The sequence below is a fragment of the Mycoplasma parvum str. Indiana genome, from assembly GCF_000477415.1.
GTDB lineage: Bacteria > Bacillota_I > Bacilli_A > Mycoplasmatales > Mycoplasmoidaceae > Eperythrozoon_A > Eperythrozoon_A parvum.
The window spans coordinates 480,655-495,440 of the sequence record NC_022575.1; the positions used below are offsets into that span (position 1 = coordinate 480,655).

16 protein-coding genes and 2 tRNA genes are annotated in these 14,786 nt (G+C 26.6%); 5 read left to right on the top strand and 13 right to left on the bottom strand.

The features are described from left to right. Nucleotides 1-35: 35 nt before the first annotated feature. The 3 genes from PRV_RS02435 to PRV_RS02445 all read right to left on the bottom strand — a co-directional run bounded on the left by PRV_RS02435 (nt 36) and on the right by PRV_RS02445 (nt 2,989). Nucleotides 36-686, bottom strand: a complete 651-nt coding sequence (locus PRV_RS02435) for a hypothetical protein (RefSeq protein WP_022770420.1) — start codon at nt 684-686, stop codon at nt 36-38. 106 nt (nt 687-792) lie between these two features. Beyond that, nucleotides 793-2,118, bottom strand: a complete 1,326-nt coding sequence (locus PRV_RS02440) for a DHH family phosphoesterase (protein ID WP_043896087.1) — start codon at nt 2,116-2,118, stop codon at nt 793-795. A 73-nt stretch (nt 2,119-2,191) separates the two neighbouring features. Then, the gene (locus tag PRV_RS02445) at nt 2,192-2,989 is read right to left on the bottom strand and encodes an HAD-IIB family hydrolase (RefSeq protein WP_022770427.1); all 798 of its coding nucleotides are present in this window, start codon (nt 2,987-2,989) and stop codon (nt 2,192-2,194) included. A 240-nt stretch (nt 2,990-3,229) separates the two neighbouring features. On the opposite strand from PRV_RS02445, the gene PRV_RS03060 reads away from it, so the two are divergent. Beyond that, the gene (locus tag PRV_RS03060; protein ID WP_022770431.1) at nt 3,230-3,385 is read left to right on the top strand and encodes a hypothetical protein; all 156 of its coding nucleotides are present in this window, start codon (nt 3,230-3,232) and stop codon (nt 3,383-3,385) included. A 41-nt stretch (nt 3,386-3,426) separates the two neighbouring features. Here the strand turns inward: PRV_RS03060 and PRV_RS02450 are convergent, their stop codons facing one another. Next, the gene (locus PRV_RS02450) at nt 3,427-4,119 is read right to left on the bottom strand and encodes an RluA family pseudouridine synthase (RefSeq protein WP_022770432.1); all 693 of its coding nucleotides are present in this window, start codon (nt 4,117-4,119) and stop codon (nt 3,427-3,429) included. Nucleotides 4,120-4,187: 68 nt separating this feature from the next. Here PRV_RS02450 and PRV_RS02455 point away from each other — a divergent pair, with 68 nt between their 5' ends. The 4 genes from PRV_RS02455 (at nt 4,188) to PRV_RS02470 (ending at nt 6,729) form a co-directional block, all read left to right on the top strand. After that, entirely contained in the window at nt 4,188-5,357 is a 1,170-nt protein-coding gene (locus PRV_RS02455; protein ID WP_022770435.1) for an HD domain-containing protein, read from the top strand. A 168-nt stretch (nt 5,358-5,525) separates the two neighbouring features. Next, the gene (locus tag PRV_RS02460) at nt 5,526-6,542 is read left to right on the top strand and encodes an HDIG domain-containing metalloprotein (protein WP_022770443.1); all 1,017 of its coding nucleotides are present in this window, start codon (nt 5,526-5,528) and stop codon (nt 6,540-6,542) included. Between the two features lie 31 nt (nt 6,543-6,573). Further along, nucleotides 6,574-6,649, top strand: a tRNA-Ile gene (locus tag PRV_RS02465). A 3-nt stretch (nt 6,650-6,652) separates the two neighbouring features. Continuing rightward, nucleotides 6,653-6,729, top strand: a tRNA-Ala gene (locus PRV_RS02470). 60 nt (nt 6,730-6,789) lie between these two features. Here the strand turns inward: PRV_RS02470 and PRV_RS02475 are convergent. The 9 genes from PRV_RS02475 to PRV_RS02515 all read right to left on the bottom strand — a co-directional run bounded on the left by PRV_RS02475 (nt 6,790) and on the right by PRV_RS02515 (nt 14,772). Then, nucleotides 6,790-7,170 (bottom strand): hypothetical protein, encoded by a 381-nt coding sequence (locus PRV_RS02475; RefSeq protein ID WP_022770446.1) that lies wholly within the window; start codon nt 7,168-7,170, stop codon nt 6,790-6,792. A gap of 152 nt (nt 7,171-7,322) precedes the next feature. Continuing rightward, a complete protein-coding gene (locus PRV_RS02480; RefSeq protein ID WP_022770454.1) occupies nt 7,323-7,577 on the bottom strand; it encodes a restriction endonuclease subunit S domain-containing protein in 255 nt (84 codons plus the stop codon). A 268-nt stretch (nt 7,578-7,845) separates the two neighbouring features. Next, entirely contained in the window at nt 7,846-8,202 is a 357-nt protein-coding gene (locus tag PRV_RS02965) for a restriction endonuclease subunit S (protein WP_084612778.1), read from the bottom strand. A gap of 399 nt (nt 8,203-8,601) precedes the next feature. Beyond that, on the bottom strand, nt 8,602-9,201 hold the full coding sequence (locus PRV_RS02490; RefSeq protein WP_022770461.1) for a hypothetical protein: 600 nt from the start codon (nt 9,199-9,201) through the stop codon (nt 8,602-8,604). Between the two features lie 203 nt (nt 9,202-9,404). Continuing rightward, a complete protein-coding gene (locus tag PRV_RS02495; RefSeq protein WP_022770465.1) occupies nt 9,405-10,472 on the bottom strand; it encodes a hypothetical protein in 1,068 nt (355 codons plus the stop codon). A 3-nt stretch (nt 10,473-10,475) separates the two neighbouring features. Beyond that, a complete protein-coding gene (locus tag PRV_RS02500) occupies nt 10,476-11,558 on the bottom strand; it encodes a hypothetical protein (protein ID WP_022770469.1) in 1,083 nt (360 codons plus the stop codon). 47 nt (nt 11,559-11,605) lie between these two features. Next, nucleotides 11,606-12,133, bottom strand: coding sequence for a hypothetical protein (locus tag PRV_RS02505; protein ID WP_236608064.1), 528 nt, complete (start codon nt 12,131-12,133; stop codon nt 11,606-11,608). Between the two features lie 171 nt (nt 12,134-12,304). Continuing rightward, the gene (locus PRV_RS02510) at nt 12,305-12,889 is read right to left on the bottom strand and encodes a hypothetical protein (protein WP_022770476.1); all 585 of its coding nucleotides are present in this window, start codon (nt 12,887-12,889) and stop codon (nt 12,305-12,307) included. Between the two features lie 89 nt (nt 12,890-12,978). After that, the gene (locus PRV_RS02515; RefSeq protein WP_022770480.1) at nt 12,979-14,772 is read right to left on the bottom strand and encodes an ABC transporter ATP-binding protein; all 1,794 of its coding nucleotides are present in this window, start codon (nt 14,770-14,772) and stop codon (nt 12,979-12,981) included. Between the last annotated feature and the right edge of the window lie 14 nt (nt 14,773-14,786).

Below are 14,786 nucleotides of genomic sequence, written 5' to 3' on the forward strand. Positions count from 1 at the left end.
TACTTCCCTTATAAGGGAAGTAGAAAAAAACTAAATTATTTGTTGTTTGGGTTAGATTTTGGGGTTTTGCTACTGTGAATAGTTTTCTTATCATTTCCATTAGCTGAAGAAGGGGCATTATCATTGAAAAATAACTTTTTAAAAATATTTTTGATATTAATTGCATAAGGCTTTAATTTCTTAATAAGTATTGCAACAAACTCATTTTTTTTAGGAGTAGGAGTAACATCTTCCTTTGAATCTATATCTTTTATATCGTCATTATCATTCATAGATCTACTATTCTTCCCATCTGGACGCATTTCTTGAGCTTTAGAAATATGAATTCTTTTTTTATCAAAATCTTTTGGAACAACTTTAGGGGGCTTTCCATGTTCTATAGCATCTTTTATTTTTTCAATATCTAAACCTTTTTCATCGTCGCTAATTTTAGCTCCCTTTGCATGAGGTGTAGAAGTCTTTCGTATTACTCCCTTATCACTAGGTGTTGCTGAGCTGCTAACTTTAACGCCCGCATTTTTACCATTATCATCATTCAACTTTTGGGCGTTTATACTTTTAATTTCTTTCTTTTCCTTATCCCCTCCCCCACCACTTACACCAACTTTTTTAGAATCATCATTTAAAGGCAAAGCTTCAGAAGAAACTATTTTATTATCCTTTTTATCGCCGGCAGAAAAAGCCATACTATTTAACTCTTATATATTTAATAGCTTAAATATAAGCCTCTTTAATTATTAAAAAACACTAATAATTTTAATAAAATAAGACCCAATAGTCGACAAAAATAAATTATTTTTCAACCTTCTTTTTCTTTGGTTTCGGTTTATCTAAATTACTTTTATTAAGTCCAACACTACCAGAAAATTCTTTATAATCTAAATCTCTTCCTTCATCTTCTGAAGAAAGAACTTTTTCTACAATATCTCCAGAAGTTTCTTTTTCAACTTCGCTAATTAATTTTTGTGAAGTTGAAAAAGTAGACTCTTCTTCATCATTTAGTCCTAATCTTTGAGGAGGGAAAGATTTATTTTCATGTTCTTCTTTCAATTTATTTCTTTCTTCATCCTTACTCATCTTTCCTTTATTGTCAATAAATTCTTTAACTAATTCCCTTGCTCTATCTACTACATGCTGTACCTTCTCAAGACTATCTAAAGTAGTTCCTGAAGCATTAACATGTCCTCCACCACCAAACTCTTCAGCTAATTTTCTAACATCAAATTCCCCTAATGATCTAAAACTAGCTAAAATAGTGTTTTCTGCAACTTCAGCGAATAACATTCAGAGAATATTATCCTCAATATGGCCTAACGTGGAAACTAAACCACTACTTGTTGAATAAGGAGCGAATTGCTCAACAGTCCCCTTATCAATTAAATACCAAGCAAATTTTTCATCTTGTTTGTAATTTGAAAGAATAAATCCTCTAAGTTTTAATTCAACTAAAGTTACTCTTTTCAAATTATTATTCAAAAATTCTCTATCTGCTCCAGCTCTTAAAGCTTTAGCGGCTAGCACTAATGTTCTAGGGGAGACATCAGAATTACTAAAAGAACCACTATCAGTTATTATTCCTAGATAAAAGAAAGTTGCAGCTTTACTATTGATTGTTCATTGATAATAATCGCAAATTTGCAACAATTGACAACAACATGCTGCATAACTCGCATCAACTCAAGATAAATCTGTGTAATAATCAGTCAAAACATCGTGATGGTCCACTCTAATAACAGCCCCTCATTTTCTAGTTCCCAAGCCTTTAAAGAATTCATTAAACATTTGTGTTCTTTCTCCTATTGAAACATCAACTACTAAAGCCATTGCACTAGAAAAATTAAAATTCTCTGGCAATTGATCAAAATCCATTCTCAATCAAGGGAATACTCCCTGTGAACTTCCAACTACATAAATTGATTTTCCAGGAAATTGAGTTTTAAAAACCTCCTTCATTCCAAAGCCAGCCCCAAGACAATCCCCATCAGGTCTCTCATGAATAAAAATAACAATATTGTTAAATCTCTTAACATAATGTTGAAAATTTTTTAAGAAAAAATCTCTAGCCTTAGTTTGTTGAGAAATCACCCTTTCCATAGGTGATTTCTTTTTAAAAAACAACTTAATTAAATAATTTAATCATTAAACAATATATCTTCTTTGATTTTACCAGCTATTTTATTGAAACTAAAAATTAGAGAGGTCCAAAAAAAAGATCCAATTCTTTAATTAATCCATCTTCATCATTTGAATATTTAGAAATATAAGTTGCTTCCTGACCTAATAAAAATAAAGCATTAGAAAGCGCGCAACTCCTTACACCTCCTTTTGTCATTGGAATATCATTATGATTATCCCCGAAAGTCAAAATATTTGAATAAGGAACTCCAAAAAAATTAGCTACAAATTCAACAAAACTAAACTTGTCTTCTTGTTTGCTTTGAATTTCCAAATTAATTAAACCTGGATAATAAAAAATACTTACTTTAGGTTCTGGCTCAAACTTCTTAATATTTTTTATTATCTCTCTTACTTTTTCTCTATCACTATCTTTATAAAAAAACTTAATTCCAACTAAAATAGAATTACTTTTTTTAAATGCTTCTAAAAATTTACGAGGATTATCAGAATCTAAAGGAATTCTTATATTGCTTGTAAGAATAGCTCCCGATTGTAATAAAGAAAGCACATTTGGAGTTAAAAGAAGATATTTCAAAAATCTTTCACTAAGGCAGGAAGAAATTAAATGATTGGTATGAGGATTATAAATATAACCCCCATTAAGACAAGAAATATAGGATTTTAATCCTAATTGCTCATAAATTGGTTTAGCATCATTTCAAGCTCTTCCAGTTGAAAAAGTAAAGAGAACATCATCCCTCTTTTCTTGAAATTTTTTTAAATACTCAATGCTCTCTTGAGAAACATCTCCTTGGCTGGTACACAAAGTACCATCCAAATCTGAAATTACTATATATTTGTAATTGGACATTCTTTATATAGAGGTACTAACTCTCTTCAATCCTTTAATTTAAATTTATCTAAATAAAATGAAATTTCATTCTTTTCTTTCTGTTGCAGGTCGCAAAAAAATAACTTATCTTTCCCCTCTGGATTTATATATATAGCTAAATTAGGAAAGACAAATCCTAATGATTTTACAAAAATAGTAATAAGTCTATTACTATTTCAACCAATTTCTTTTTCATCTCAATAAATAGATTCAATATTATTGAAAGTTAAATTTAAATTTTTTAGTTCGGATTGTAAGCTTTCTATTAATTCGGGAACTATTTTTAATTTAGAAAAGCTTTTGGAAGAAAAAAAAGTTAATTCCCTTCTATTAAATAATGAGAAAACTAAATTGTCTTCTACAAAAGTTAAATAAATAGATATTCTATTATCTTCCTCTATTACTTTATTTATTTTTTAGAATCAATTACTTTCAGGATTAAAAGAAGATAATAATTTAGTATCAATATTTAATTCAACTAGTTTGTTAGTAAATTCAATCGGCGGCAAAACTGTTACATTAACGGGTTTATTTTCCCAAGGATCTATAAAACTTAAACTAAATGAATGTAAATATTGACCAAAAGGGTCATTATCTAAAGGAGTTCCATATATTGAATCATTCAATACTGGACAAGAAAGAGTAAATAAATGTGCTCTTAATTGATGAGTTCTACCAGTTTTTAAACTAAGTAGAACTAATTGAGAAGAAATTGTTTCTGCATAAGTTAGAGCTGTTTTATATTTTTTTGAATTAGTAGCACTAAACTTTAATTTTTCTCGCTTATCTCTACCAAGAGAAAAAGAAATCTTAATTTTTGGGTGAGGAAGAGGAGAACGAAGAATAGCTAAATACTTTTTATCTATTTTTTTTTCCTCAAATAATGCTTTCAAAGTTAATAAAGATAATTTATTTTTAGCTACTAATAAAAGACCGCTAGTGTTTTTATCTAATCTATTAACTAAATAAATTTCTTCTCCATACTCCTCTTTTAAAATATCTATTAAAGTATTTTTATCTGTAGTGTATTTATCCTTATGTACTAGCAAACCAGAAGCCTTATCTACTATTAAATAATGCTTAGTTTCAAAAACTTTTTTGAAACTCATTTTTTTAATCCATTATCTCCCTAATTTAAAGCTTTAAATAAAAATATAAAGTCATAATTTAAAAATATTTGGAAAAAAAACAAATAGAAATAAATGAAACAAATTCACAAAATAAAGATTATTTATCTAAATTTTCTAAAAAAATGATTCATTTATTAAGTAAATATAAATCACCAAAATTATTTACTGGTTGTTACGAAGAATATCACTTAGCAGAAGGAAAATTCTTTAGTGACAAAACTGTAGGACAATTATTGGGTAAATCAGGAGAAAGAAAAGACGAATTCTTTCTTTTAACTGGCGTAAAACCTCATTTAGAGTATTCTGGGGAAGAACCTATTGTAGTTCTTTCTAAATACAATGTAAGAGATATTAAGTTAGCAAGCTTGCTAACTCAAAAATTTAAAGTTTCTAAAAGTTGATCTTCCAATTCAATTCATAAAAATTTCAAAGAAATAGAAAAACAAATTATTTCAGAAGAAGAAGAAATTGGAAGAGAAACTCTTAAAAATATTGATGCTGAAATAAATAGTATTTATCTATTTCAGATTGTAGGCAGAATGGCTAATGAACAATATTCCACTTCGCAAACTTTATTAGAACATTCTCTACAAATTAGTGAAGTTTCTGCAGAATCTGCCTTACAACTAAATTTAGATAGTAAAAAAATTAAAAAATTAGCTTTTTTTCATGATATAGGTAAATTATTTTTTCCGTATTATGAACACACTTCCGAAAAGGTTTTTAATTTCATTTCTGAATTAATAGATGATTCAGAAATGAAAGAAATAATTACTACTCATCACAATTCTCTTTTATCTTTCACTTCTCCTTACATTTCTCTCATCTCATTAATTAATAGAGTAGTAACTCAACTTCATTTTCTTCCTACCAATAATGATTCACTCAAACTAAAAGAGAAATTCCAAATTTTTTGAGAAAAACAAAAAAAAGAAGAAATTATTTCTTCTTTTTATATTCTTTCTTCTAGTCTTCATTTTTGATTTATATTTAATGAAGAATTTGATGAAATGAAAAAAACTTTATTGCAAGAAGAATGAACTCAAGAACTTAATTCTTTATTAAATATAAATAACAATGAAGAAAATAAAAATACTGAATTATCTGGCCTAAATATCTCTTTTTATTGATTACCTAATCAAAAATATCAAGCTTCTATTTATAAATTAAAAATGTTTCAAAATGAAGAAATGTCTAAATTAATACTTAAGACTTAAATAATTTTTTAAACAAAAAAGAGAATACTAGAAGAAAAAAACTTAATTAATAAAGAAATTTCAATAGATCAATGTCTTTTTGAGAAATTAATTCTCAAAACAATTTACAACTTAAAAATACCTTCTGATTATTCTTCTCACTTTATTCCTATAAAGAAAAAATTTCAATTGAATTATTCCACTTCTTCAGAAACTAAAAAAGAAAAAATTAAAGAATTACTAGATACTTCTACTCAGTTAAGTAATCTCTCTAGCGAGATTACTGGTTTTAGAATTTTAGCACCTAAAGATTATGAAAAGAGAACAATTTTTCCAATTTGTATAGAAATCTCACAAACTGCTGAAGAACAATCCAAATTGAAATTTGATTATGAAAAGATGGAATTTGCTTCTTCATTTTTTCAACAATTAATCAATGATTCATCTATCTCTCTCCAAGAAATTAATAAAGAAAAATTACAAACTTTTTTTGAAGAAATTATTATTGAATGCAAAGAAAAAACAAGAGAACTAGGTAAAAAAATTCTTGTTGATTTTTTGAATTACAAAGATGAAGAAATTAATGAGGAATTAAGTTATTTAGTTGGAAAAACTAAATTTTTCTTTTCTTACCACCAAAATTTATTAGAACATCTTTTAGAAGTTAGCATTTTTAGCGCTAATTTCGCCTCCCAAATAAATTTGAATTTAATAGAAGCCAAAAGAGCTGCTTTTTTTCATGATATAGGAAAAGTAGTGGGACAATATTCCGATCATGTAATAGAAGGAATTAAGTTAGCTAATCAATTTAAACTAGATAATTACATAATTGAAACTATTCAGTTTCACCATAATTATGAAACTAATATAAATAATCCTTATTTATCCATTGTTAGATCAATGGATAAATTGTCTGCTGGAAGACTAGGTGCTAGACCTTTTCAATTAGAAAAGACTAAAGAAAGAAAAGAAAAAATAAATTCTCTTTTATCTGACATTAAAGAAATTTCTAAAGTAGAATTCCTTGCTGGAGGCCATATAATTAAAATTTTTTTAAAACCAGAAGAATTTAAATGAATTGAGTTAGAAAATATTAAAAAGAGAATAGTAAAAGTAGTAAAAGAATCGGATTTAAAATATCAATACAATTACCAGTTTCTATTGAAACTGGAATTCAGTGATTCTTTTTTACTTGATGATTATTAAAAAGCCAATAACATTAAATTAGGTTAATATCGGAGGTATAGTTCAGTAGTTAGAACACTCCCCTGATAAGGGAGAGGTCGATGGTGCGATCCCATCTACCTCCACCATTTGGGGATTTAGCTCAGTTTGGCAGAGCATCTGATTTGCACTCAGAAGGTCGTGGGTTCGAACCCCATAGTCTCCACCATTTTGTAACATTCTGAATTTTTCCCCAAAAAGGTAAAAATAATTATTTAATAAAAACTAACTAAATAAAGCTTGTAGGTTGTCGATCAAATCAAACAGGTCTTTTTAAAAACAATTTTTTATAACAGTTATAAACAAATTCAAAATTTTCTCTTTTTAATTCCAATTCTGGAGAATCAATGCCAGTTAGTAAAGATAATCAAATATTTTTTCTAATTCCAGAATTTGCACTTTCATTTTCATCAAAAAGATTAAATGACTCTTTAAGACTTTTGAATTTTTTAAATTTCTTCATCATTTTGCAATCAAGATAAACACAACCATTTTTCAGTTTTTCTTCTTCTATTTCTTTTAATTCATCGCAATTTTTAATTTTTTCAAAAATTGCATTTCCAGAAATAGTAAGTCCATTTTTTAACTTCTTTTGTGTTTTTTCTTTCAACTTTTAAATTTTTATAAAGTTCTTTTAAATCTTGAATTTCTAAATCAAAAAGATTATTTCAATTTTCAACAAAAATATCAATTCTTCGTTGAAAATTTTCTTTCTTCTCTAAATTCATTTTCTCTCAAAGTTTTCTTTTATATCTTCATATGCTAATTTTTTATCTTCAATAATGATGCATTAATAAACAAAATTTTGTCTCTTTGTTCTTCAATTTTTTGTTCTAATTTTTCAATCTTAGAATGAATATCTTTTCAAAAATTATTGAATTTTTCCAATATTTTTTGGTCTGGAATGAGTATTTCCAAATTTTTAAGTACAAATGGAGATAAATGTTTTAGAGAAGTTTTTGCAGTAGTTTCTTTATATTTTTTAGGGAGTAAATAATTAAGAAACTCTAATAACAAATATACTCATCATTTGGAATAAGAATTATTGTTGCATTGCTTGCTTCAAACTTACCTTGGTAAATTTTTGTATGTCAAGCGCTTCCATTTTGCGAGGATATTAGTATAGATAATTTTTCAAAAGAATATGTAAAAAAGTATTGTATTTTAAGTGAACATGTAAAAAAATGGATATTTTTCTCCACCCCCCCAATAAATTTACATGACTAGCAGATTTAGATCCCTTAGAGATTTTTGCAGTCTCTCCCACTTTGACTCTCGTTCAACCTTAAGGTATCCCCTCCCGGATGGTGTAATTTTCATAATTAGGAAATCTTAATTTAATGAACCACTCTTTAAATAATGATTTTTTTAACTTTTTAAATATTTCAATCTGTTTTTCATGATTATCAAGTATTAGATCATATTTGGAAAGAATTTCTCCTATCTTTTGTTGAACTTCTAAGAGAGGCTTAGGTAATTTAATAGATAATATATAATGCGAGCACAACATAGGTTGAGCTATAGCGTATTTTTTATAAGAAGATATTTGTTTTGAAATTATTTTCGAATCAAAACAATATTTAATAAATTTAGGATCAGAAAATTCAAGAAATGAGTTGAATGAATTTACATCATTAGTTAAACAACAAACATCTTTTTAAAATCGAAGTTTTTAAAGAGTAACTTCCTCTTATAACTGTGCATACTGTATCTTCCGGAAAAAGTTTACTGTAACTTAATCCACGTGAATTTAATTTTCTAATGCTTTTAAAAATAGGAATATACAAGAATATATAATCTGCAAGAGTTAACAGCTTGACCCATCTATTATAGGTATACTACCGTTAAAGAAAAAAAGAAAATTGTCTACCTTTTTTCAGGAATTGCCTTATCGCAATTAATTTTCCCCAACTTATCCAAAGTTACTCATTCTCATTTTTCACTCATCAATTATTAATTAAATATTTAACTAACTTTTAAGATAATTTAAAAAAAAACCCCCCAATAAAGTGGGGGTTTTAATTAGCTCTTATTTAATTAATTAGGTTTCACAAGTTATTTCTACTTGATCCCTATACCTAAAAAAATTCCCATGACAAAGAGTCTTATACATTCTTCAATTCATTTTTTCATCCTTTTCTTCAAAATTTCCCCTTAAAAATCCTAATTTATTTAGATATCTTGCAACTGCCCTTTTCTCTCCTCTAATTCAATAAACTACCTTATCGGGATCTTTTTTGATCCCATCATCAGAAATACTTTTTGTCCATCCTGCGCAACCTTTTTCTATTATTCTTAGTTGTGCATAAAAATCCCATGATGCTCGCGCACAATATTTTTCACCTTTAGAAAATACAAAAGTTTCTCACAGTGTCTTATAAATTCTGGGAAATTTAACAATATTTCTACTTTTAATTGGTCTTTCATCTTCTAATATTTTTACTACTTTTCTTAAAAACTCTTCCATTGAAATACAATTATTTGGAGAAATTTTTTTAGTTGAAGATGATGACTTATTGGTTTTGTCATCCACAAATTTGCATTCTATTGATGATTTTTCCTTATCATCAGCCACACTCATGTCACCATTACTCAGTGTTCAAGGGAATATAACACCTAAAAACGCTCCTAAATAAGCCATTTATATCTATTAATTAAATATCTTTTAAGGAAAAATTATTTTACTAATTTTTAATTTGCAAAATCTGAAAATAATTTTTTAATTTAGCTCAATCTAAGGCTTTTTAGGATTAAAAAACCCCCTTTTTTGGGGGTTTTAATTAATCTCTATTTAATAATTTTCAGAATTAAATTTACTTTTTAAGAGGAAGTTATTTTTAATTATTAAAAACAACTAATTTCCACAACTTTATCTGAAGAGCCCTCATTATTTGTTTCTAGTTTAGTTAATTGAATAGGTTGCGCTTTAAATCCGACAGAAAAACCATTATTCACATTCTCTTCTTCATTTAATGAAATCTTTCATTTAGTTTTCTTTCCATTATTCGTAAGCTTTAATCCATTTTTATTTGCTAAATTTTCACATTTTCCATTCAGATAGAAAATTCTTACAACACCTTTTCTATCTGAATCTGAATTACTTCCTGAATATCTATATTGAATTCCACCCACTGAATTATTGATATTTAAAGTTCTTCTCATAAAACTTCGACTTTGGCTTGCAGCTTGTTTTTCTACATTAGAAGATTCATCTGAAATTAGAGTATTTAATAAAGAATCCTTAGCTTGAGAATTTATAGAGCCTGTTCATTCAAATTGAACTCCATATTTAGTATTTATTTCTTTATTTCAAAGATTACTAGTCTTTAAATCCTCTTTATTGAAACAATCCACTTCTAATTGAAAATCTAAATTATTTTCATCTTGATTGTCATTATCTAACTTATATATCTTCTTATAAAACTTGTCTCTTCCTTTATCTTTAGATTTTTGTCAACCATCTTTATTGAAATTATTTAATTCTTGCTCACATTTTCCATTATTGAAATATAAATTAAACAGCAATGAACTCTCCTTTTCATTTGTCTTTCTATTAAATCATTCATCACTTCCATTTTCCCAAGTGAAAATGAAACTACTACTTTCTATATTTCTGTATTTATCAGAATGTTGATAAGATGTATTCTCAAAAATATCTAAATTTCTATTACTTAAAGCTTTCATAATCTCATTTCTAACCTTTTCTTTATCTAAAGTTCCCGTAGCTTTTGCTTGCAAAACATGAGTATTTCCAGATCCTCAATTTGCATCTTCAAGTAATACTTTTTCAATAAATCTTTGATTTTCCTGATGACTTCCAAAAATTTGTTCTCTATAAATAGCCATTGTAGTTGCTCCCCCTCCTAAAGCGAAAGTACTCCCAATAATTCCTAAAGATAATAATTTACTCATTTTTTAAGAAGTTCTATTAAAACAACTAATTTTTATATTCTTATGATTTCGATTATTAGAAAAATCGACATTTTCTGATTGTAAATGAGCTGGTTTTCTATTTTGATTTACTCAAAACCTTCCATTATCTTCTCCCAAACTTTCATCAATAATTTTCATATTTTTGCTTATTTCAGTTAATAAATCTTTAACTTTTAATATTTCTGATTCTTGTTGACAACTACCAGAAGTAAAAAATAATTTATTAATACTTTTAAATGGTTTTTCTTCGAATTTTTCTAGATTTAAAATTTCTCCCGAATATCTTGTTTGAATTCCCCCAAATTTTTCTTTTAATTTTCAAGAATCTTTAGAAATATCGTACAAAGAAAGAGTATTAATTAAATCATCCTTAGCTTTTGAATTAATTTCTCCTTCTCATTCAATCTGAACTATATGTGAAGATTTAGTAGGGTTAATTATTTCTTCTGAAAAATTATTAAATTCAGAAATTATTTTTTTATCAAAACAGGATATTTCTACATTTTGTAATATTTCTTTTTCTTCTAATTCAGACTTATTTTCTTTCATCATCTTTAATTGACTCTTAATTTCTTTTCTTAATTTTTTAAATCCTTTTTCATTAACTTCAACTCATGTTCTTTCTTTACTGAAATTTGATAGTTCTTCTTTACAACTTCCTTGTCTGAAATAGAACTTTAATATAGTTCAATCTTTGTTATTTCAATTTTTTAAGACTCATTTATCTCTACCTAATTCTGTAGTCGGTATTAAACTATCAGTTTCAACTTTTAAATATTCTATATGTCCAGAATCAGAAAATTGTTTTGGTTTTCCTTTATATTTACTTAACTCTTTTTCTATTTCTTGATTAAAAAAACCTTCAATTTTTACTTGTAATATATGAGAAACTTGATTATTTCATTCTGAATCTTCATTATTTTTTTGATTAGAAAAACTATCTTTAGAGGGAATAAGATTTCCTTTTTCATTAAAAAAACCTGTAGAATGCATAATTCCAAAACTACTTCCTACAACTAAAGTAGTACCAGATATGCCTGAAATTAATAATTTAAATAGATTCATGTTTGTTGCTAACTAAATAAAAATAATTCAAATTAATCACTAAATCTTTAAAAACTAATACATTTAAAGCCTCCAGCTATAAGAGTTACTGGTAAAATCCCAAAAGGAGATCTATAACCAGTTTTATAGAATATTTTTCCATCTTTTAACCAAAGTTTTTCTAAACCATTATCTACCTCATTTTCTTTTGATTTTGTTCTAAATCTATAATATTCATCTAATTTAGACTCAACTTCTTTGCAGTTAAGTCCTGTAATAACAAAATTCTTACTTCAGAAGTTTCTATTTGCGGTTTCATTTGATGGAATATTTAGGGAAGATGGAAGCTCAGAATCACTTAAATCTTTTTGTATTAATTTAAAAGACTTATCACTTTTTTCTTTTTTGAAGAAACTAGAATCGTTTCTATCAAAAAAATCAGAAGCTATTCAATTTCCTCCAACTAATAATTCATTAATATAGCTTCTATCAAACCAAACTTTGATTCCTAAAGAATTTTTAGGTCATTTTTTATAAAAATAATTATTTATTCAAAATGCTCCTCCAACAGATGATCCAATCAAAAAAACTGGCAAAATTTTTCTTACTAAAATTTTTTCCATTTAAAAAATATAAAACATCAAATTTTTAATTTTTAAAAAATTATAACACTATAACACTATTGTCTTGTTTATTTCAAAAAATAAAGTAAATAAATACTTATTTAAATTTCTCTCTCCCCAGAAGAGGGGGAAAAAATTAAAAAATTAAAGATTAGCACATTTAAATCCTCCTGCTACGAGTGTTACAGGAATAATTCCAAAAGGAGATCTATAACCAGTTTTATAGAATATTTTTCCATCTTTTAACCAAAGTTTTTCTAAACCATTATCTTGTTCTCCTTCGCCTTTCTTAGTTCTGTATTTATAATATTCGCTTAAATCTTTCTGTATTTGCTCGCAAGAAGTTCCTGTCAAAACAAAATTACTACTTCAAAAATCTCTATTTTTGCTTTCATATTCATTAAATGAAATTTTTAAAGAATTATTAGATAAATCAGAATCTTTTACATTCTTTTCCTCCAATTTAAAAGATTTATTATTTTCTGGCTTATTAAAAAAAGTAGAATCTCTACGATCAAAATAATCGGAAGCAATTCCATTTCCATTAACTAATCATTCTTTTATATAGCTTTGATCAAATCAAACTTTCACACCTATAGATCCCACAGGTCACTTTTTGGGGCTATTACCCCCAAAAGAATTAGAGCTAACTAAAACTAAATAAATAGTTGATACAGAAATCCCAACTAAAGAAATTGGTAAAAATCTTTTCAATAAAACTTTGCTCATTTAGGATAATATACCTCAAAACTTTAATCTCTAATCTAAAAAAATTAAAAGCAAAGAGATTTTAACACAAAGAAAAAATTGTGGATTTATTAAAGATTAGTTAATTTATCGACTGAAATGGGATTAAAATTCCTATAATCTTCCACTATTCTTCCTCCGTCTATCTTAATTACTCTATCTGTAATAGTTGCTATTACAGGATTATGAGTAATCATAATAATAGTGGTTTTTGCATATTTATTAATTAATTTGAAAAATTTCAAAATAATTTTTGCTGAAGCATGATCTAATGCTCCTGTTGCTTCATCAGCGAATAATATTTTAGGTCTCTTAATTAATGATCTAGCAATAGAAACTCTTTGTTGTTGTCCTCCGGACAACTGATTGGGATATTTATGTTCATGAGGTAATAAATTAAATGCATGAATCAAATGTGTTATATTTTCGGTATCAGAAGCTATAAATATTTGATTGAATATTTTTTTTATAGCTTTAACTCTGGTTAAACCTGTTTTAATGAAATTTTTGTATCTCTTTATTAGAGATACAAAGGACTCTCAAAGAGTTTTCATTTCAGTTGTTAAAGCTGTTGATAATTCTATATTACCCCTAGCAGTTAGATAAGGTATTAAAGCATAATTTTGGAAAATATATCCTATCTTATCTCTTCTAAAGGCAGTTAATTTTTTATCAGAAAAAATAGAAGTATTAGCTTTATCTATTATTAATTGACCGCTAGTAGGAATATCTATTCCTGATAAAAGATTAATTAAAGTAGTTTTTCCAGAGCCAGAAGGCCCTAGAATAGCTATAAATTCCCCTTGCTCAATATTTAAATTAATATCTTTTAGAGCATGAAAATTGCCAAAATGTTTATTTACATTTTTTAAAGAAATGAAAGAAGTACTTTCTTTTTCAATTCTTTCCTTCTCTAATTTGCTCATTTTCATTGGCTTAGTTCTCTTCATTTGAAGAGAATCTTTAGCTTTTTTGGAGATTTTATAAGAAGATTGCAAAGGAATAAAAATAAATCTAAAGAAAGGCAATAAGAAAGGATTTCCCGCGAAAAATTCTTTCAAATATTTTCTATAGACTACTATAGAAGTTCAGAAAGAACAAAAGTTAAATACAAAAGTTAAATAGCCTAATGGGGTTAGAGGTAATTTAGAAGTCATTCCTTGCGTATGTTCTCCGCTACCCCCAAATATTAAAGATCATGCTCCACTTTCATCAGCTTCATTTGTATATATTCCTCTTCCAAACAGCATAACTAAAGCAAAAGTTGCTCAAGGAATATTTATTAATTGAAGAAATGATAATTTGAAAGCAAAACTAGAAAAATTATTAATTTTTTTTAATAAAACATTTGCTCTAGCTTTCTTCAAAATGTATTCCATTTGAAGCAAGAAATCTTTAATAATAAAAATTAAGAAAGCACCTATTAAAAATAGTACTAGTGCTAATCCAATAAAAGAATAAGTGTCTGAATTTCAATGCGGAACATTTAATCTATAACTATTCTTTATAGAGTCAAGATTATGTTGTCTAGTGATATAGTTGAAAGCAGTTTCAAAAATAACTACTAAATTATTGGAAGAAATTATTGGAGTTCTACTGGTAGGAAAAGCTATAGCACTAACAACTCAAAATGATCAAATAAAGAAAAGTCAGAAAAATACATTAATTAAAAAGTTGTAATTAGTTACCCAAAATTTCAAGGGAAATTGAATTCTATATTGAGCTCTTTTAGTTTGAAATTGTTTTAGTGAGTCCATTAAAAAGGTTTGATTAGGTACTATAACCTGCTTTTTCTTTAGAATTTCTCTTTTCAGCTTGATTTTTTCTTTTTTTTCAGAAGAGTTCTGAAAAGTGCCTCAAAACACTTTCCTTTAAATAA